At 58.8% G+C, this 19,638-nt stretch carries 14 protein-coding genes; 1 reads left to right on the top strand and 13 read right to left on the bottom strand.

What is annotated here, in order from left to right; genetic code table 11:
- Position 1 precedes the first annotated feature (1 nt).
- The 3 genes from NPX02_RS00885 to NPX02_RS00895 all read right to left on the bottom strand — a co-directional run bounded on the left by NPX02_RS00885 (position 2) and on the right by NPX02_RS00895 (position 5,968).
- Positions 2 to 3,487, bottom strand: a complete 3,486-nt coding sequence (locus NPX02_RS00885) for a glycoside hydrolase family protein (protein WP_260291224.1) — start codon at positions 3,485 to 3,487, stop codon at positions 2 to 4.
- Positions 3,484 to 4,407: a DUF4007 family protein gene (locus tag NPX02_RS00890; protein ID WP_260291225.1), complete on the bottom strand. Its 924-nt coding sequence runs from the start codon at positions 4,405 to 4,407 to the stop codon at positions 3,484 to 3,486. Before NPX02_RS00890 ends, NPX02_RS00885 begins: the two co-directional genes overlap by 4 nt.
- A 388-nt stretch (positions 4,408 to 4,795) precedes the next feature.
- Positions 4,796 to 5,968 carry a Fic family protein gene (locus tag NPX02_RS00895; RefSeq protein WP_260291226.1) on the bottom strand — a complete coding sequence of 391 codons (1,173 nt, stop codon included), beginning with the start codon at positions 5,966 to 5,968 and terminating at the stop codon, positions 4,796 to 4,798.
- Between the two features lie 211 nt (positions 5,969 to 6,179).
- Between NPX02_RS00895 and NPX02_RS00900 the strand changes: the two genes are divergently transcribed.
- Entirely contained in the window at positions 6,180 to 6,512 is a 333-nt protein-coding gene (locus NPX02_RS00900; RefSeq protein ID WP_260291227.1) for a hypothetical protein, read from the top strand.
- 43 nt (positions 6,513 to 6,555) lie between these two features.
- Here NPX02_RS00900 and NPX02_RS00905 read toward each other — a convergent pair whose 3' ends face one another.
- The 10 genes from NPX02_RS00905 to NPX02_RS00950 form a co-directional block, all read right to left on the bottom strand.
- On the bottom strand, positions 6,556 to 7,764 hold the full coding sequence (locus NPX02_RS00905) for a type II toxin-antitoxin system HipA family toxin (protein ID WP_260291228.1): 1,209 nt from the start codon (positions 7,762 to 7,764) through the stop codon (positions 6,556 to 6,558).
- Positions 7,761 to 8,030 (bottom strand): helix-turn-helix domain-containing protein, encoded by a 270-nt coding sequence (locus tag NPX02_RS00910; RefSeq protein ID WP_260291229.1) that lies wholly within the window; start codon positions 8,028 to 8,030, stop codon positions 7,761 to 7,763. Before NPX02_RS00910 ends, NPX02_RS00905 begins: the two co-directional genes overlap by 4 nt.
- 343 nt (positions 8,031 to 8,373) lie before the next feature.
- The gene (locus NPX02_RS00915) at positions 8,374 to 9,825 is read right to left on the bottom strand and encodes a nickel-dependent hydrogenase large subunit (RefSeq protein WP_260291230.1); all 1,452 of its coding nucleotides are present in this window, start codon (positions 9,823 to 9,825) and stop codon (positions 8,374 to 8,376) included.
- Between the two features lie 4 nt (positions 9,826 to 9,829).
- Positions 9,830 to 10,834 carry an NADH-quinone oxidoreductase subunit B family protein gene (locus NPX02_RS00920; RefSeq protein WP_260291231.1) on the bottom strand — a complete coding sequence of 335 codons (1,005 nt, stop codon included), beginning with the start codon at positions 10,832 to 10,834 and terminating at the stop codon, positions 9,830 to 9,832.
- Positions 10,835 to 11,287: 453 nt separating this feature from the next.
- The gene (locus NPX02_RS00925; protein WP_260291232.1) at positions 11,288 to 12,646 is read right to left on the bottom strand and encodes an ATP-binding protein; all 1,359 of its coding nucleotides are present in this window, start codon (positions 12,644 to 12,646) and stop codon (positions 11,288 to 11,290) included.
- 792 nt (positions 12,647 to 13,438) lie between these two features.
- Entirely contained in the window at positions 13,439 to 14,935 is a 1,497-nt protein-coding gene (locus NPX02_RS00930; RefSeq protein WP_260291233.1) for a sigma-54-dependent transcriptional regulator, read from the bottom strand.
- A complete protein-coding gene (locus tag NPX02_RS00935) occupies positions 14,932 to 16,638 on the bottom strand; it encodes a hydrogenase maturation protein (protein ID WP_260291234.1) in 1,707 nt (568 codons plus the stop codon). The genes NPX02_RS00930 and NPX02_RS00935 overlap by 4 nt, the downstream gene beginning before the upstream one ends.
- Before the next feature lie 11 nt (positions 16,639 to 16,649).
- Positions 16,650 to 17,693, bottom strand: a complete 1,044-nt coding sequence (gene hypE / locus NPX02_RS00940; protein WP_260291235.1) for a hydrogenase expression/formation protein HypE — start codon at positions 17,691 to 17,693, stop codon at positions 16,650 to 16,652.
- Between the two features lie 295 nt (positions 17,694 to 17,988).
- Positions 17,989 to 19,122, bottom strand: a complete 1,134-nt coding sequence (gene hypD / locus NPX02_RS00945) for a hydrogenase formation protein HypD (protein WP_260291236.1) — start codon at positions 19,120 to 19,122, stop codon at positions 17,989 to 17,991.
- Positions 19,123 to 19,240: 118 nt separating this feature from the next.
- Positions 19,241 to 19,477, bottom strand: a complete 237-nt coding sequence (locus tag NPX02_RS00950) for a HypC/HybG/HupF family hydrogenase formation chaperone (protein WP_260291237.1) — start codon at positions 19,475 to 19,477, stop codon at positions 19,241 to 19,243.
- Positions 19,478 to 19,638 lie beyond the last annotated feature (161 nt).

Consider the following 19,638-nt stretch of genomic DNA (forward strand, 5'->3'; position numbering starts at 1 on the left):
GTTATTTTGCTCTTATTAGTTCGACTGATTGCTTAGATGCTTTACTTTTGTTAGCTGATTTATTTTTCTCGACTAACACTTCATCAACAATCTCGGCCAATGCCGCCATTTTCAATGCCTCATCGGTTCCTTTGAATACAGAGGCAATCTGATCCTTGATAGATTTGATTGCATCATGTCGACTTTTATCAACAACAATCACTTCATCATAATCTGGTGCGCCTTTTTTAACACTGCGCAGTAGGTAGACATCAAAATCCGTATCAAAATTATCGGCCACAGATTTATAATGTATACGCAGTTTTTCCAGTTCACTCAATTTCCTAGAAAATAGCGTGAGCCGGTATTCAGCTGCATCCCTATCCGCATCATTCCATTTCTCCACCGGTTTCTGGCCCAAGAAGTTCAAAATTTCGCAAAGCCATGCCTCTGCAACCTTTGTGCTCTTAAGTGTACGCAAAATAAAGGCCTTTAGGCCATCACGATCGATGGTGTAGTCTTCGAGTCCCCGACAGCGCCCGGCGACGACATCCTTGAGATCGTCCAGATCAATCTCTTTATCAAGCATAAATGCCTGTGCGAGCAATGCTCTGAACTCGTCCTTTAGATTGGGCAGGCAATATTTAAGATCACGGAGTGTATCTGTCAGATTTCGCGATAACTTGGCAACCTCATTGGTATTATTCTTTGCCTTGACCAGATCGACCCCGAGCGCCTGGGGCAGCTCTGTCATCATTAAGTCCATAGGTGATTTGGACAGCTTAAAGATGTTCCTTACCTTTTGAGCGCGCAACGATAACCGTGTCGTATCGTTTGTAGTTTGAGTATATTGAGGAAGATTCAACACCATCTGAGCGATAGGACGTGCAAGCTCCAAAATTGAACGCTGTTTCCCATCATTGTAAAGTGTATTGGAATAAGCCTCGTAAATAGAGAAGTTTACCCCGGTGATATGAAATCGCTGAACAGTGAAGTCGTCAGGTTTCTTGAGAAAACGCTCAACCTGTTCTTCAGAAAAATAAGGGGTATAGATTTTATCTTCAAAGATAGCAAGATCTTGTTTATTGGCCATTAATGAGGCGATATAGAGAATCGGCAGCATACCCTCTTTGATGCCATAGGGTGGTTCCATCAGCTCCCCATTAAGCTCAACAAAAGTCTTGGGTCTTTGCTCGGTGGAGTCCAAGAATTTTTCAATGCGCCGCCAGACAGGCAAAATATTACATGGGTCATTTGCCTTGGTCGGCGCTTGGAAACGCCACTCACCATCGCGCCCCTTGACGTGAAGTCGTGTCTCGCGAAGAGCTGCACGATAGATGGCCTTTTCCGGTGGAAATTTTTCGATTCCAAGATCCGTCATTTGTTCATTGTTAAACATGGCTAAAACAAGCTTGTTTTTCGCGGCATTGGCTTGAGCGGATGGCTTATCTCTATTGATTAGCTCGTTGTATATTCGAGGGCTATCTGAATAGACAGTTTCCAAAACCGTTGATAGTACTTCCTGCAAGCCCCGTTTACTCGACACCATATATTCATGATCTGCCGAGAACCACCTGCTAATTTCTGGCTCGTCGGTCAATCGGCCAAGTAATTCTTCTTCCCGTTGAACCGCATTATTATACCGGTCATTAAACTCTCGCTGGGCTACCGGATCAGAGTTGAGCTCCTGTGCGTTGTGCTGTACCCGTTCTAGGGCAATCACCTCTGAGACGCTTTCTCTCAATTGTTCGCCATTAAAACTAAGGACGGTGATATCACGCGTTGAATAGTTAGTCCTCACAAAAGCGTGGAAAAACTCATCATCATTCTTTTCCTCGGCAAGAAAGAAGATAATGCGCGCATCGGCACTTTTCGCTTCTATCGTTCGGTAGCTATCCCTATCAACGAAAATCGGTAAAAAATAACGTAGCGCCCCCGTTTTGATACTGTACTTACGCGCGACTATAGGCGCGATACTGTGACGTGCATTAAGCGTCTGTGCCAGCTTAAGGTTCTTTAGCTTTGCCCGCTCTTCTTCTACAGCCGCATCAATATCAAAGTCACTGCCCTGCCAAACACGGAATTCAGAGCTAAACTTTCGGTACTGTAGAACCGCTTTCTTTTTTAGTCGGCTTATGACCGATTGTATTTGGCCGCCATTTGGCAAGCATAATTCAATCACCTCATTCGAAGCCTTAAATCCACCTTGGGCACCCACAATGTTCAAAAGTCCGATAGTCTTAAGCAGTTGAACTTCTTCAGTAGACGCGTCACCAATCCGTTCCACCGCAGTGACCACCTCCGCCCAACGACGGTGGGTAAAATGATCAGTCAGCGCAGCAGACTGATTTAAAATGAAGTATTCATAGATCTCCCAGGGATAGATCCAGTCGCTAGCCTCAACACAGCGACTTAAACCATCTTGAAAGCCATGAACCTCGCGTGAACCTAGATAACTAAAGAGTGTCCGCTCATTTTGCGCAACCTTTTGGCACAATATGGGCAAAAGCAATGCACTAACAGGGTGTAATGGGTAGCACTGAGTGAATAAATCAGCCGCCGTAACCTCATCCATCGTGCCTGGAATTGCTTTGGCTTTGTGCAGTACGTTGGCCATTTTTCTGGCTACGCGATTTACTTTATTGGACTCGTCCGGAGTAAAATCATGGGTAAGAGCTGCACCCACAATGCGTAAAGTCTGCTCAGCTGATTCGAGGAATGGGATATTTTCGAACCGTCCCTGAACCTTAGCCCACTCGTTTTTCAGTGATTCGCCAAGACCGCGCGCATACCGCTCAAAGGCCTGGTGTAACATCACAACCAATGAGAGTTTGACCGAATGGTCAGCCAGCGCATGTTCGGCAAGCGCCTGCAATAGAAAAATGTCGTTGGCCCCGTAGTGCCTAGCTTCGTATTCGAGGAATTTACCCAGCTCATCTATAACAATTAGCAATCCAGAGTATTTGCTAGCAAGTGCATCTTGCAATGCTCGAATAGACGAAATGATCTCACTGGTAGTAGGTTGTTCGTCGCGCTGAGCTAAGTCAGCTAGCTCCTGGATGATCTTACAACGCCCATGTAATAATTGGCTGGCCTTCTCGGCTAATGCCCGCACAAGACGTCGACTTAATGATTCTGGGCTTCCGGTAAGCAGCACAGTGCCGTAACCCGCACTATCACGCGTCAAATTGCGAAACTTAAGCCCGAGCCCTCGGTCCGATTTTCCAAGCTTTTTTAATGCTAACTCTGTCGCATCCTCGCTGGGGTCACTAAGGAGATGAGCTAGAAATACGGCAAAGGATGACTTCCCTGATCCGTAAGGTCCAACAAGAGACCAAGCGCGCGGACTTTCCATAGACTTGAGAGCAACAGCCATGCTATCAAGTGTTCGAATAGCCCGGGTTGTCGGTATATAGGCACCTACAACCGAGCTTGATTCCGCATCGCGCTCAAGATTAATCGAACGGGTGTAATACGTATTGACGGAGATCTTGTCATGGATACTCATGCCACCATCTCCTTATACTCCCCTTGATAGTGATATGCTAAATACCCCATGGGATCAATCCCATCGCCCAATAGATAAACTTGATGAATACCCGCAGATTCACGCACTTCGAATATTCCCGGAATTGCTGTCACCAGTTTCTCCAATTTGGTTAGTAAGGCATTCTCAGTGAGACGAAAAATTGCCCCCGGGGACGGATGGCCCGCTTTGGAGTACATCAAATCTTCAATGGGCAGCTCACTCGCACCCAATTCGTTAAACAAATCGGCTACCACGTAGCCAAAGATACCAATAGGTAATCCATCCCGTTCCGCAGGAACTGAGGAATACCCCCGGCCGACAGATGACTGCGTTATCAATCTCAGCTGAATGAGCGGCGAATCAAGCGTATCTTCTAAGGGTGTGCGGGTGTTGCCACGAGCGCGTGCATACATGCGCAATACCATAGCTGCATCTTTCTCAACGGTGGTGGCTGCACATTTGGTGGTAATTTTTTGTTCAGTAAAATCCAACAATGCGGCCACGACATCACCTGTTTCAAACTCCGGTTTATGGAAGGAGTTGAAAAACCAAAACCATGCTGTAGCCTGCTCCGAATTGGACGCAATTAACCAATGGATTAACCAAATGGTCGCTTCATCCTCTAGATATTCGTCGTAACCATTAACCCCAAAGATTGCTTCACCAATAGCTGTCGTTTTAAAGCCTTTATCGGCAGGTTCAATTAGGCGAGACGCTAAAAGCCAGTAGCGGATGGCATTAACCATATTTTTTCCAACGCCCAACGTGACCGTGGCATCCTCATCATTGAAAATCGATGGGTTATCAGAAAGAGCCTTTATACCTTTTGTCAGCCAGCTATACCGCAACGCAAAGGTTTCATGGCGACCAAAACCAACTTTTTTGGGATTAAATCTCATCGGCTAGCTTCCTTGCCTTTGGTGTCTACGCCAAACAGAGGTAGTTTGGGCTGGGTCCTCTCTTTTAGGAATGTTTCTACATTCTCTAGAAACCATTGCTTTAAATGCCTTCCATCCTGAGCTAACGCCGAATATAGTTCCTGTTTCAGATCCGGATCAATTTCGACAACAATCCGCCCACTAGCACCCACAGCCATAATTTCACCGTTAACTAGGATTAAATGTTATGTAACATAACATGTGTGATATGACATAAACCACCACTGGATTATAGTGGCTATACCCTTGATCTCGGTGTATTAAATAGCACAATTGTTCTATTTATGTTCTATTCTAATCGAATTCAACCAAATGTCTAGATAGTTAAGTAAAGATAGTGCTCGAACTACTAATCATCGGCCGTAGGCGTATTTAAAAATCCAGCCCAAAGACTGTTTGTATCATCCTGTCTCAAAATACCTAACTCCCGCAATCCTTTTAAATCGCGCTGCTTGGTTTTATCTGTCAGTTTGACGTAAAGCGCTTGATACCAGGGCGCTTTTCTCAGGTCCGACAGCGACACCGGCTTACCTGCTTCCATTATCTGGCTGACGATGGCGTATTGTCTGGCGTTGATCGCTTTTTCGTCATGCAGGCGTTTTACTTCGTTTTCAAACAGGATCTGGGCGATCAGGGCATTGACCCGATCATGCAGCGCATTGATGCTGACCAGCATCCCATCCAGGAAAAAGGCGACAAAATCGGTATTGGGTGCTTCGGTGTTTTTCTCCGCCTTTTTGCGGGTCGTATTGAACAGGGTGAAGTAGGCGTGGATATGTTCCAGGTAGTAGCGAGCCTGGGCAAAGGGGGCATATTTGTAGCCCTCCGCCTGAAGCAAGGTTGCTTCCAGCACCCGGCCTACGCGGCCATTTCCGTCCCAGAAGGGGTGAATCAGTTCGTAATAGAGATGCACCAGTGGTGCGCGGATCAGTATGGGGACTCTGTGCTCCACCAATTGTTGATGCCACTCAACCAGACCATTGAGCAGCCGTTCCACGTCTTTTCCATACTGTGGTGGCTTGTATATCCCTCCATGCTCCTGGCTGCCCACACGGGTGGTTATTCGCTTGGGATTATCCCTAAGCAGTCCCGGGCGGTTGTGTTCGTGCGGAAGCTGATCGGTAACGGCGGCATGGATCTGTCTGATGAACGCTATATCTAACTGCCAGCCTGGTTGCGCGGCCGCTCGTTGAGTCAGTTCATAAGCATTTTTAAGATTGATGGCGCGTCGTTGTTCTATATCCTTCACCTGGGCCGGCGTGAGATCCAGAGCCTGTTCCGTCTCCTCAACCGAAAGGGTGCCACCTTCAATAGAATTGGTGCCGTAGATACTGCTGACCACCACCTCTTTCGCCAGGCGACTCGCCACCCGGGATAAAGGCGAGGCTTTGAAGCGCTTGTGGGCATCGTCGACACGCAGCAGCAGACTGTCCAGACGAGGCCTGTCCACGCCGAGCTGAAAGGTGAAGGGACCAAACCGGTCGGTTTCGATCCTAAGTTGGAATTGGTTATCCCCCGCCACGCAAAAAGTCCTTAAAAATGTCCACCAGTAAAATTACTTTATTAGTTTAATATCAACTAGTTAAGTATCTTTACTATTTAACCATGTCTTGATTTATGTCCACTTAGCATACCCATGGCGTAGCGTAAATACCAGTAGATGTGGTGGATGCGCCTACCGGCTTATCCACCCTACACAAATACCGCCCGTTGTTCTGGGGAATGCGCACATCATGGAAATAGCTGATACAAGAGCGGTTTCGTGCCGATCAGTGCCCCCTCCAGGGGGCCAGGTACGCCATGGCGACGAGTTCGACATCAGCAAGGTACGGGCCTTCGACTGGGCTGAACTTGTCGGAAAGTGCGGGCTGGAACGCCGCCTGATGGCGCGGGAAATACGGCGCATGACCAAGGCGCTTGGCAAGGTGTTGCCCGACCTGCAAGCCTGGTCTGGTTATACCGATGTTGAACGTTCAGTCATCGGGAAGATCGCCGCGTTCACTCTCGAACAGGCAGACAGGCTTGAAGGCGTTGCCGGTGAGTTGCCTCACATGAGCATGGATTGATTGGGTTGTTACAGCAAAAGTTGTAACCAGCGTCCAGCCCGATTTATCCAGGACCCGGCAGCCTCATTCTCGCTACCAGGGTATCTATCTCTTTAGCCGGGACACCGTATTCATCGCCGATGCGTGGAAACTGCTCGACGGCCTCCCTCACCTCGTTCATGATATTTTTCACCGCACCCGCTGCAATGCCAAACTGACGGCCAAGAAGATTAAGTGAACTCAGCGTTGGCGTATTGCCCACAGTACCGAAATGCAGAACGTGCTCCCGGTTGTTTGCGGTGTCGGGCATCAAATCGTACGCTGGGGTCAGGTGCCAGCCGTGCCGATCCCGCATCATGGAGAAATTCTTCAGGTGATCATCCGTGTTGGCGACCAGCGCGTTGAAGACCGCCTGCCGGTAGAGCATTTGAAGATCATGCCGCGGCCGGTCCGAGACGATCCTCACCGTGTCCGCCATGTCGGCATAACCAAGAAAATAATAATCCCCTGCCGCAAGCAAACTTTTCATCGAGATGATGTGATTACGGCCACCTTCCGCTGTCACATCAAAGCGTTTGACCAGCAGCGCTGAACGAGCCCCCAGTTCAACCACCTGAAACTCGGGCACCTCGATACCGGCAAGTCTGGCCGTGGCCAGTGTCGCCGCCTCGATCCGTACCATGTCGAAGGTATCCCGGATCGACGGGAACTTTGCCAACCACGACTTGGCATCCTCGACCAGCACCTTGGGCCGCGCCCCGCCCGGAGAACTGCCAGCCTTGAACAGACGCATCAACTCATCCATGGGTGCATCCGGATCCCGTTCGAATCGCTCGGACGCTTCCAGCAACTGTTTGAGATCAGGTAGGCGGGCCGGTTCGCTGACTTCCACCCATTCGGGTGTCGGGGTGTAGGCCAGGGCGCCCAGGGCCTCTGCGCCGATCAATGCCAGCAGATCCGGCGCCCGGCGCCTGGCCCTGGACAACTGGTAGCGCTGACAGAGCATGGCCCGTCCCCATGCATCGGGCAAGCTGTCCTCGAATACTGCATGGAGTCCGGTGGCCGGGTCGGTCGCTGCAATAGAATCAGGTCCCAGGGGCAAATGCCGAGGATCCAGTGCATAGGCGCCCGGTGTTTCAATAAAGGAGCGTGTATAGCGAAACTCCCCCCGGACGCGTCCCCCGCGCGCCGTATCGGGATCAGCCACCACGATTTCCCCTGCCAGAATGGGTTCGCCCACCGGAGGACGCAGCCAGACATGAAGATGTATCACGCTCCACCCCCCGGCAACCGGTCAAAAAGTGAGCCGCTAAAGAGTGCTTCGAGTTGCTCCAGGTCTCCGTACAGGCGGATGGCCCGAACCCAGCAGCCCACAGCTGTCCCTGGATTGCCCCGCTCCATCTGGCGAAAGGTTTCCCGACTGACGCTACACCGGGCGGCCGCGTCCAGCTGGCTGTCTCCGCGACGCTTGCGCTGGACCCTGAGCCCCTCACCGAGGCGCTCAAGCACACCTGCCTCATGCTCTGTAATGCCAATCATACTAGGCATACTAGTCTATATAATGCAATTATGACTAGTATTTTTGGCAACATGCTTATTCAAGTTTCGGAGTTCGCGGTATTTGCGGGTCGCGTTAGCCAAAGGCGTAACCCGACGGACCGGGTGTGTGCGTCGGATTACGCTGCGCTAATGCGACCTACGGCTCTTCCACCCTTCGGCGGCAGTCCGCAGGCACTTTGGGTGGGCACGTTATTTGTGCCCACGCTGTTATAGCGTGGTATGCAACGAGTCAGGAGTCCAGCATTGCACCCTGTAGGAGGCCCGCCCCCGGGCCGATTTCGCGGCGGGGCGCCGCTCCTACAATTGCCCGGATGGTTGCGGATCAATGCACCGTACAGACCATGCAGGGATCAAACGACCGCACGATGTGCTGTACCGCCACCGGCTCCTTTTCGCCCTCACGGACCGGCGCGCCGATCAGCGCCTGTTCCAGCGGACCGGAGACGCCGTGGCGGTCGCGGGGTGAGAAGTTCCAGGTGGTGGGGGCGACGATCTGGTAGTTGAGGATGCGGCCGTTCTTGATCCGCACCCAGTGGCCGAGGCTGCCGCGCGCCGCCTCGGTGAGGCCGAAGCCCTGGGACTCCTTTTTCACGCCACTGTCGTTGCAGAAGGGTTCTTTCGGCTGCAGCATGCGCACCCACTGCTCCATCTCGATCAGCACCCGGGGCAGTTCCAGCAGGCGGGCGATGACCCGGTTGCGCACGTTGCTGCCGCTGCTGGTTACCAAGTCGTTGACCAGCGACTGGCCGTCGATCAGCTGACGGGCCAGCGCGCCCACCTCCACCACCTCGCCGTCCAGGCGCGGCGCCTTGCACCAGGTGTAGCCGGCCTTGGCGTCGGCGTCCGGCAGGGTGACGCCGTGGTAGGGGTGCTGCGGCTCGGCCTGCCCCTCCATCCAGCTGTGGCTGATATCCTCGGTGATGCGATCCGCATTCAGCGTCTTGCGCTTGCCCTGGCGCCAGACACCGGAGCGGAAGGTGCGCTCCCCCTCCAGGGAGTAGACGCCGTAGCTCATGAAGCGGCCTCCGGTCTTGCCCAGCTGCTCCAGTTGCAGGTCTCTGGACAGCTGCAGCAGGCGGCGGAAGTCGCTCTCTGCCGGATCGCCGGCCGCCAGCCAGTCGTCCAGCTGTTGTAGATTGGCGATCTCCAGGATCTGCTCCAGCGGCGCGCCGAACAGGCGCTGTTCCAGAAAGCGCCGGAAGCCGCCGAGGATGGTGAGCAGCCGCACCTTCTCCTTGGCCTCGATGCCGCGCGTGCTACCACCGGGCTGGATGCCCAGGGTGTGGGGCCACTTGCCGGCCATGATGCCCATCAGGTGCATGAACTCGGCGCGCGCCTGCATCACGTCTCCGGCGGCCCGGCCCTTGACCGCCTTGAAACGGTTCTGCACCGGCTCGAACCAGGGCTCGCCGCGATAGATCTCGCGGGCGAAGTCGGGCATGAAGAAGAGGTAGAAGTGGGTGAAGTGGTCGGCCAGGTTCTCGCAGGCGTGGATCAGGTTCAGCGCCAGTTCGCCGTTGCGCGGACGCTCCACCCCGGCCGCCCGGGCCAGGGCCTCGGCCGAGGCGATGGACTGGGAGACCGAACAGATGCCGCAGATGCGCGGGGTGTAGATCAGCGCATCGCGCGGGTCCTTGCCGTGCAGGATCTGCTCGAAGCCGCGGTACATGGGAGAGACCACCCAGGCCTCCTTCACCTCACCCTGGGCGATCTCGATCTGTACCTCCAGGTCGCCCTCGACCCGGTTGAAGGGTCCGACTATGGTTCTACTCATCTGCTCACTTCTTCCTGGTATGGGGTGGAACGATGATATGGTCGGCGACCGCGTTCTGGCGCAGCCGTTTCGGGGTGGCCGCCTTGGAGAGCGAGGCCAGCGCCACGAACCACGCCTTGGGCATGTCCGACGGCAGGCCGATGGGGATGCCGGCGATCTTTGGCGTCTCCTGGAAGCGGTGCCCCGGCTCCTGGAAACCGGGCGCGGTGCAGTTGATGCAGGCGTAGCCACCACGCAGGCAGGAGCCCTCGCCGTTCCACAGCCGGGTGTTGCAGTCGGCGTGGGCCTGGGTGCCGAGGCAGCCCATGTGCTCCATCATGCAACCGAGCTGGGACGGCCCCTCGGCGCTCGCCTTGAACTCGTAGAACTCGTTGCGCGGACAGCCGTGATGCACCAGGTGGTCGGCATAGCCCCGGGGGCGCTGCCACTCGTCCATGTCGTCCTCGGTGAAATCCCCCAGGGCCAGTTGCATCAGGGTCTCGGTGATCCAGTTGGGATGGGTGGGACAGCCGGCCACGTTGATCACCGGCAGGCCGCTGGTGGCGCGGTACTCCTCGCCCAGTGCGCCGCCGCGCTCGGTCTCGGCGAACTGCAGGCCGCAGGCGTCGGTGGGATTGCCGCCGCCGGCGGTGATGCCGCCGTAGCTGGCGCCGGTGCCGATACCCAGGGTGTAGCGGGCCACGCCCGCGAGATCCCGCACCCAGTCGAGCATGGCACGTCCGGTGCCGGCCATGATGTGGAAGCGCCCGCTGTCCCGGGGGCCGCGCAGGATGGCGCCCTCGATACAGAGGGCATCGAGCCGCAGCGTGCCGGCCACCGCCGCCTCCAGCAGGGCGACCATTTCGGAGCCGGTCTCCTCGCTCAGCATCGGGTGCCACAGCAGGTTGATGCCGGCGTCTTCCAGGGTGTGCAGCAGGCTGGGCGATTCGGCATTCAGCAGCGACAGGCTGCAGCCGCCGCAACCGCCCGACTGCAGCCAGAGCACGTTGAAACCCGTCTGTGTGTTCATCGGTTGCTCCTTCGTTTGGAAGTGCTCATGTCAAGATTCCTAATTAGGGGTCGGAGTCAAATTTGATGGATATCATCGTGTGAAATATCTCGATTGCTTGATCAAATTTGACTCCGACCCCTATCCGCCATTTGTGGGAGGCCCGCCCCCGGGCCGATTGGTCGAGGTGCCACCGCCGGTTCGATCATCGCGGCGAGGCGCCGCTCTTACGGGGAGGAGCATCACCACCGGGGTGGAAACCCGGTCTGTAGGAAGCCCGCCCCCGGGCCGATTGGTCGCGGCACCACCGCCGGTTCGATCATCGCGGCGAGGCGCCGCTCCTACAGCACCGTAGGGTGGGCACGTTTTCTGTGCCCACGCCGTCACTCCGCGTTGATGCAACCGCGTGGGCACAAAGGGCGTGCCCACCCTACCCGGTTTACTCATCCCGTGGTGGGTACCGCACCACATCACTCAGGCCGCCCGCAGGGTCAGGGTGAACATGGCACCGCCGTCCGGGTGGTTGGAGGCCAGCAGCGAACCGCCCTGGTCGTTGGCCAGGCCGTAGCTGATATAGAGTCCCAGGCCGGTCCCCTTGCCCACGTCCTTGGTGGTGAAGAAGGGATCGAACACCCGCATCAGGTCCTGCTTGGGGATACCTGGCCCGAAGTCCCGCACCTCGATCCGCACCTGGTCCCAGTCGCGCCAGCCGCGGATCACCAGGCGCGGCTCGTCCTGGTCGTCCATCACGTCGATGGCGTTCTGCACCAGGTTGACCAGGATCTGGTGCACCAGTCCCTTGATGCCCACCGCCTCCAGGCCTTCCGGAAGCTCCAGGGTCACGTCGGGCTTGCGCCGCGCCGCCTTCACCACCCAGTCCACCGCGGTGGTCACCACCGGGGCCAGCATGAAGGGCTGGATATCCTCCTGCTGATTGCCGGAGAAACGGCGCAGGTCCAGTACGATATCGCTGACCCGCTCAGCCCCCTCCAGCGTGCCGTCGATCAGCGAGCCGATATCCGCCAGGATGTGGTCGATCTTGAGCTGTTTGCGCAGCGCCTCGCGCGTCTCCTCGTCGGTTCCCTTGTGGATCGCCTCCAGATAGCGGGTGATGCGCTCGCCGTAGCGTTTCAGGGCGTGCATGTTGCCGAATACGAAACTGATCGGGTTGTTCAGTTCATGGGCCACGCCCGCCACCAGGCGCCCCAGGGAGGCCATCTTCTCCGAGTGGACCAGCTGCTCCTGGGCCTGTTTCAGCTCCTTGTGCGTGGCGTTCAGCTCCTCGTAGGCGCGCCGCAGCTCACCCACCGGCCGGCCGATCAGCACCATGCCCACCAGGCGCCCATTCGGGTCGTAGCGGGAGCTGCAGTTCATCGCCAGGGGGGTCGGCGTACCGTCCGCCCGGATCAGGTTGACCTCGCAGTCGTACACCGTCTCGGAGCGGATCTTGTCGGCAAATCCGTCCACCAGGGACTGCGAGGACTCGCCGAACAGCTCCTTGAACGAGCGGTTCAACAGCTCCTGCTCGCGGCGCCCGGTGATCCGTTCCAGGGCGGTGTTGGCCTGCTGGATGCGGCCGCGGATATCGCACACGATGAGCACGTCGGTCATCGCCGCCTGCACGCTCTCGATAAAGCGCTGTGCCTCTTCCAGGGCGCTGTTCTTCTCTTCCAGCTCCACCTGGTAACGCACCAGGTCGGCGTACACCTGATCCATCTTCTGGATCACCTCGATCCACGCCTCTTCGCTGCTGCTGGCCAGCGGCATCTGCTCGTCCGATCCCAGCCGGGACATCAGGCTGCCGGCGCCCTTGACGCCCTGATCAATTACCATGGTATCCATCCCCCCGCTGGCGCGGCTTTGGTTGCGATGTTCGCGGCTGAAGCCGCTCCTACCCCACCTGTAGGAGGCCCGCCCCCGGGCCGATGGGCCGGGGCACTGGCCTCTGATCGATCATCGCGGCGGGGCGCCGCTCCTACAAGGGTGCGATCAGGTCTCACAGGGTGGATAAGCGACAGCGCATCCACCGTGGTATTGGTGAGGAGTGGTGCATGGATGTACCGTTTACGGACCTGAGGATGGCATGCGCCTACCGGCTTATCCACCCTACATCCAGCTACCCCACCTGTAGGAGGCCCGCCCCCGGGCCGATTGGCCGGGGCACTGGCCTCTGAACGTTCATCGCGGCGGGGCGCCGCTCCTACACGGGTGCGATCAGGTCTCACAGGGTGGATAAGCGACAGCGCATCCACCGTGGCAGTGTCGTAGGGTGGGTTAGCGGCGCACTGGCACTGCATTTCCAGACCCCGATAAAACCCGGGCGCCGCGTAACCCACCGACTCCCCAACCGCCAAACGGTGGGTTACGGCGCGCGCAAGGTTCCATGCAAACGGCCACCTACTGCGCAGGGCGCGCCTAACCCACCCTACAAAACTACGCAGCTCCGTAGGGTGGATAAGCGACAGCGCATCCACCGTGGTATTGGTGAGGAGTGGTGCAGTGTCGTAGGGTGGGCACGCTTTTTGTGCCCACGCGGGTGCAACGGATGCCAGCGTGGGCACACAAGACGTGCCCACCCTACCTTGTCTAACCCAGCCTAGGTTCCTGGCCATTGAAAACCCCGTATCAGAGATCGACTTCACTCTCGGCATCCTCATTGCAAAGCACATCCTCCCCGTTGGTCTGTTCCAGGCCGTAGCGCTCCAGCTTGCTGCGCAGGCCGACCCGCGACAGCCCCAGGTCGCGTGCCGCCTGGCTCTTGTTCCAGCGGTGGCGGATCAGCGACTCGCGCAGGATACGCGCCTCGATCGACTCGATCCGCTCCTTCAGCGAACCGTCCAGGGTGGCCAGCAGATCGAGCTGCGCCTCGTCCTCGTGGGGCGCGGCACGCAGCACCCGGGGTGACAGCAGGTCGGCACCGAGCACCGGCTCGTTGCTCATCACCAGCATGTGCTGGATCTCGTTCTGCAGCTCGCGCACATTGCCCGGCCAGTGATAGGCCTGCATGCAGGCGAGGGTCTCGTGGGTGAAGCCCTCCACCTGCTTGTTGAGCGCGCGCATGGCCGACTGCAGCAGGGCGTGGGCGATGGGCGGGATGTCCATCTTGCGATCACGCAGCGGCGGCAGGTGGATGGCGATGGTGGAGAGGCGGTAATAGAGATCCTGGCGGAAACGCCGCGCCCGGACTTCAGTCTCCAGGTCCTTGTTGGTAGCGGCGATGATGCGCACATCCACCTTGCGCCGGCGCGCGCAGCCCAGGGGGCGGATCTCCCCCTCCTGGATCACCCGCAGCAGTTTCACCTGGAACGCCGGCGACACCTCGCCGATCTCGTCGAGGAAGATGGTGCCGCCGTCGGCGCGCTCGAACAGACCGGCCCGGTCCTCCACCGCGCCGGTGAAGGCGCCGCGCTTGTAGCCGAACAGCTCGCTCTCCAGCAGCTCGTCCGGCAGCGCGGCGCAGTTCTCCACCACGAACGGCTTGTCGCCGCGCAGGCTGTTGTAGTGCAGGGCGCGGGCGCACAGCTCCTTGCCGGTGCCCGACTCGCCGGAGAGCAACACCGTCACGTCGAAGGGCGAGACCCGGTTGACCTTGGCGCACACCTTGTCCATCGGACTGCCGTCGGCGCGCACGATACCGTCATCGCTGTGGTGTTGCTGCTTGAGCTGGCGGCGCTTGTCGCTGACCTTCTTCTCCAGCACATCGGGATTGCGTTTCAACTCGATATTCAGCAGCTCGTTCTCGCGCTGCAGATCGAACAGGTGGGCGGCGTTCTTCAGAGTCAGCAGCAGGCTGTCGGGATGCCACGGCTTGGTGATGTACTGGTAGATGCCCGCCTCGTTGACCCCCTGAATGATGTCCTCGGCGTCGGTATAGCCGGAGAGGATCATGCGCACCACATCGGGCCACTGCCGCCGCACCTTGGTAAGGAACTCCACCCCGGTGGTCTCCGGCATGCGCTGGTCGCAGAGCACGATATGCACCCACTCCCGCTCCAGGATCTGCTCCGCGTCGCGCGCGTTGGTGGCGGTCTTCACATCGAAGTCGTCCTCCAGAATACGCACCAGCGCCTCCAGGCCGCGTACCTCGTCATCCACAATCAGCAGGGTGGGTTGTTCATTCATGACGCCTGACTCCAGTCATCCTCCGCGCGTCGGGTGATGTCGCGGTGTTGGGCAATGGTGATCGGGGTTCTCGATTTGGGTACCTTGTAGACGAAGTTGTAACGCGCCACATGGTAGCTGGGATCGAAGCCGTAGAAGTTCAGGTTCATCCGCTCCAGCTCCTCGCGGCGATACTCGTCCAGCGGTTTTTCGCGCTCGTCGGCCTCGCGGGTCGCCACCTTGTCCGCCAGCAGGCGCGCGAAATCGGCATCCTCGGCCAGGGCCGTGGCCCGCTGTTCCAGTTGCTCGAGGAACTGCCGTTTATCGCCGCCGAAATAGTCGTCCAGCAGTCCCAGCTCACACCCCTCCCCGGTGCCCATGGGCAGGCGTGCCTGGGTGATGCGCCGCGCCCGCTCCGCGCCGACCCGCTTCGGCAGCAGGTAGGTCCAGTACTCGGAGCCGTACAGGTTGCCCATGTCCTTGTAGTGCGGGTTGAGTACCACGCCGCTGCGCGCCCAGACATAATCGGCGGCGCGCGCCAGGAACACCCCGCCGGCGCCGGCATTGCCCTGCAGGGCGGAGACGGTCAGGTGGCTCCCGGTGGTGATGATCTCGCGCGCCAGGTCGTTGATGGCGTTGATGTTGGCCCAGGACTCGTCGGCCGGGCTCTCCGCCGCCTCGATGGTGTTGAGATGGATGCCGTTGGACCAGAAGTCCGGCCCGCCCATCAGCACGATCACCCGGGTATCGCGCTCACGCGCCGTGCAGTAGGCTTCGCGCAGCCGCCGGCACTGGTCGGTGCTCATGGCGCCGTTGTAGAACGGGAAGTGCAGGTAACCGACCCGACCCCGCTCCTCGTAGCGGATGTCGCTGTAGCCCGCATTGATCTCCGGCAGGTCGGCCAGCAGATGGTGCAGCACCTGGGTGGCCGGCAGCTTGAACGGGTGCGCGCCTTGCTTGTCGCGCAGGTGGCCGATCCACACCGCGCCGTCCACCGTGGCACGGCAGATCGCCTGGCCGCTGTGACCGAGCAGCGCTCCCGGTTCGCCGGCCAACCCCTCGGCGGGATGGGCGTCGTAGAGCATCACCTCCTGGCCGAAGATCCAGTCACGCACGCCGGGAAAGCCGTCGGCACAGCGGATCTTGCGCAGCACGGTGGTGGTGTCGTCGCGTTGCCAGTCAATGCGCCGGTCGGTCTGCTGCATCAGCGGCCGCAGGCGGCCTTTGACATCGGCCCGGTCATAGTCCAGCGCCTCCGGGACGAAGCCCGGCTGTTGCATATTGTCCACGGCCTGCAGCACCCCCTGCAGCGCCGCCTCGGTCACCTCGTTGCGGTACAGGCTCGCCTTGCTGGCGTCGCGCAGGGGGAAGTTGACGCTGGCCCAGATATCGCCGGCATCCATCTCGGCATCGGCCTGCAGCACGGTGACGCCCCACTCCGTCTGGCCGTTGAGGATCGCCCAGTCCAGCGCCGAGGGTCCGCGGTCGCCCTTGATGCCGGGGTGCACGATCAGGCAGGTGTGGTGACGCCAGATCGACTCGGGGATGGCGCGTTTGAGGAATGGCGCCACGATCAGCTCGGGCCGGAACAGATCCACCGACTGCGCGGTCACCGCGTCGTTGATATCGAACTCCACCGAGACCCTGTGGCCGCGTTGCTTCAGTTCGATATGCAGCCGCTGGCTGAGGCTGTTGAAGGCGTGGGTCAGTAACAGGATCTTCATCGTTTAATCACTCAGCAGATTCTCGGCAACTGTTCGCCGGCCAACCAGTCGACGATGCGGCTACCGCCGAAACTGGTCTCCATCTGGATAAAGTTGTGCTCGTCCTCGATCACCTCGCCGATGATGGCGGCCTCCGCCCCCTTGGGGTGGGCGCGCATCACCGCCAGCAGCCGGTCCGCATCCGCGGCCGCGCAGATGGCGATCAGCTTGCCCTCGTTGGCCACGTAGAGCGGATCAAGTCCCAGCAGTTCGCAGGCGGCATGCACCTCCGGCTTGACCGGGATTTCCTCCTCCCGCAACTGCATGCCGACGCCGGACTGCTGGGCCATCTCGTTCAGGGTCGAGGCGAGACCGCCGCGGGTCGGATCGCGCAGGCAGTGGATATCCGGCACCGCCTCCACCATGGCGGCCACCAGGTCGTGCAGCGACTGGGAGTCCGATTCGATGGTGGTCTCGAAGGTGAGGTTCTCGCGCTTCGACATGATGGCGACGCCGTGATCGCCCATGCTGCCGGAGACCAGGATCCGGTCGCCCGGCCGCGCCCGGTCGCCGGAGATGTTGATCCCCTCGGGCACCATGCCGATGCCGGTGGTGGTAATGAAGACGCCGTCCCCCTTGCCCTTCTCCACCACCTTGGTGTCGCCGGTCACCACCGGTACACCGGCCAGGTTGGCGGCCGCCGCCATGCTCTCGACAATGCGCTTGAGATCGGCCAGCGGGAAGCCTTCCTCCAGGATAAAACCGGCCGAGAGGTAGAGCGGCCTGGCGCCGGACATGGCCACGTCGTTGACGGTGCCGTGCACCGACAGGGAGCCGATATCGCCGCCGGGAAAGAACAGCGGCGAGATCACGTGACCGTCCACGCTCATCACCATGCGCCCCCGGGGTACGTCGAAGGCCGCCTGATCATTGCCCTGGCGCAGCAGCTCGTTGTCCAGGCTGCCGACGAACAGCTCGTCGATCAGCTGGGCCATGGCGCGGCCGCCGGCTCCGTGGGTCATGTCGACGGTACCGTTTTTCAGGTCCAGTCGGCTGGTGTATCTTTTTTTATTCATGCGTTTCGATTCATCTGCCAAAAAAATTCATCGGTCCGTAGGGGCAACCCCCCGTGGTTGCCCGAGCAACCGTAGGGTGGGCACGTTTTTTGTGGCCACGCGGATGCGATCCTGTCAAGTAACACCGGGGGCGCAGACGGCGTGCCCACCCTTCAAGCTTGGTGGATGCGCTTCGCTTATCCACCCTACATCCTGCATCCTTTTCAACAGCGGCTTAAAACGTAGGGTGGATAAGCTTGCGCATCCACCATGAAATCCTGAACAAGACGGGATTCTTGCGTCCATCCGCGGAAGCCTACGACGCCGCCTGCTCGCGGAACCGCCCGTAGGTCCAATAAGCGGCGCAAGCCCCCTCGGAGCTGACCATGCACGAACCCATGGGATTCTCCGGGGTGCAGACGGTGCCGAACAGCTTGCAGTCGGTGGGCCGCTTCACGCCGCGCAGGATGGCCGGGCACTCGCAGCCTTTGACGTCGGCGGCCCGCACCTCCTCCACCGGAAAGCGCAACTCCGCATCGAACTCGGCAAACGGTTTTTTAATCCGCAACGCGCTGTACGGCACCAGCCCCAGGCCGCGCCACTCGAAGCTGCGGCGCAGTTCGAAGATCTCCGCCACCAGTCTTTTCGCCTTGAGGTTGCCCTCGGGCGAGACCACCCGGGTGTATTCGTTCTCCACGTCGTGCCGCCCCTCGTTGAGCTGGCGCACCAGCATCAGGATTGACTGCATCACGTCCAGCGGCTCGAAGCCGGCAATCACCACCGGGCGCTGGAACTCCTCGGCAAAGAACTCGTAGGGCTGGCTGCCGATGATGGAGCTGACGTGGGAGGGGCCTAGGAAACCGTCCAGGGAGACGGTGCCCAGCTCGCGCACCTCGGGCGACTCCAGGATGTTCTGGATCGCCGCCGGGGTGAGTACGTGGTTGCAGAACACGGAGAAGTTTTTCAGTCCCAGCGCCTGGGCCTGCTTGATGGCGACCGCGGTGGGTGGGGTGGTGGTCTCGAAACCGATGCCGAAAAACACCACCTGTTTATCCGGCTGCTCTTTGGCGATATTGAGCGCGTCCTGGGTGGAGTAGACCATGCGGATATCCGCCCCCTGCGCCTTGGCCTTGAGCAGGCTCTTGCGCTGCGAGGCCGGCACCCGCAGCATGTCGCCGTAGGAGCAGAGGGTGACGCCGTGCTGCTCGGCCATGGCGATTGCCATATCGATTCGGGCAATGGGCAGCACGCAGACCGGGCAGCCGGGGCCATGCACTAGGCGCACGTTCTCCGGCAGCAGATCCTGCACCCCGTAGCGGAAGATGGCGTGGGTGTGGCCGCCACAGAACTCCATCAGGTGATAGCGGCGCTCGGGATCGGCCTCTGCGGTGATCGCCCGGGAGAGCTTCTGTGCCGTCGACTTGGCGCGGAACTCGTCGACGTATTTCATGCGGCACATCCCTCGGCAACTGCTCCCTGCGTTGCTCTACCTCCTGCATCCATGCAGTCGTGTGCCGCACCCTGACGGGCGGCCTGCGGCCGTGAATATTGGCTCTCCTGCCAATTTTTCATAACACCTCCTCCGCCAGCATGCCCGCCTCTTCGAACAGCTTGAGGGTATTAGCCGCCTCCTCCTCGCTGATCTTGTTGAGGGCGTAGCCGACATGGATCAGCAGGTAGTCGCCGAGGGCGACATCCTCCACCAGCGCGGTGGAGACTTCCTTCCTCACGTTGCCCACCGAGACGGTGGCCATGTCGGCGGCTTCGTCGATTTCGACCACCTTGCCGGGAATCGCCAGACACATTGTAGTAATACCTCTATATCGTTCGCGGCTGAAGCCGCCCCTACAACTGTTTCGTAGAGTGGATAAGCCCGAGGGGCGCATGCCATCCTCAGCTCCGTAAACGGTACATCCCTGTTCCACTCCTCATGTACCACTCCTCACCGTTGCCGGTGGGTATGCAT

It is taken from the genome of Sedimenticola hydrogenitrophicus (genome assembly GCF_025175675.1).
Taxonomy (GTDB): Bacteria; Pseudomonadota; Gammaproteobacteria; order Chromatiales; family Chromatiaceae; genus Sedimenticola; species Sedimenticola hydrogenitrophicus.

Bases quoted from the DNA above. Each gene is read 5' to 3' on its own strand.
- NPX02_RS00885 (WP_260291224.1), bottom strand. From the start codon at position 3,487: ATGAGTATCCATGACAAGATCTCCGTCAATACGTATTACACCCGTTCG.
- NPX02_RS00890 (WP_260291225.1), bottom strand. From the start codon at position 4,407: ATGAGATTTAATCCCAAAAAAGTTGGTTTTGGTCGCCATGAAACCTTT.
- NPX02_RS00900 (WP_260291227.1), top strand. From the start codon at position 6,180: ATGGAAATAGCTGATACAAGAGCGGTTTCGTGCCGATCAGTGCCCCCT.
- NPX02_RS00910 (WP_260291229.1), bottom strand. From the start codon at position 8,030: ATGATTGGCATTACAGAGCATGAGGCAGGTGTGCTTGAGCGCCTCGGT.
- NPX02_RS00915 (WP_260291230.1), bottom strand. From the start codon at position 9,825: ATGAGTAGAACCATAGTCGGACCCTTCAACCGGGTCGAGGGCGACCTG.
- NPX02_RS00920 (WP_260291231.1), bottom strand. From the start codon at position 10,834: ATGAACACACAGACGGGTTTCAACGTGCTCTGGCTGCAGTCGGGCGGT.
- NPX02_RS00925 (WP_260291232.1), bottom strand. From the start codon at position 12,646: ATGGTAATTGATCAGGGCGTCAAGGGCGCCGGCAGCCTGATGTCCCGG.
- NPX02_RS00930 (WP_260291233.1), bottom strand. From the start codon at position 14,935: ATGAATGAACAACCCACCCTGCTGATTGTGGATGACGAGGTACGCGGC.
- NPX02_RS00935 (WP_260291234.1), bottom strand. From the start codon at position 16,638: ATGAAGATCCTGTTACTGACCCACGCCTTCAACAGCCTCAGCCAGCGG.
- hypE (WP_260291235.1), bottom strand. From the start codon at position 17,693: ATGAATAAAAAAAGATACACCAGCCGACTGGACCTGAAAAACGGTACC.
- hypD (WP_260291236.1), bottom strand. From the start codon at position 19,122: ATGAAATACGTCGACGAGTTCCGCGCCAAGTCGACGGCACAGAAGCTC.
- NPX02_RS00950 (WP_260291237.1), bottom strand. From the start codon at position 19,477: ATGTGTCTGGCGATTCCCGGCAAGGTGGTCGAAATCGACGAAGCCGCC.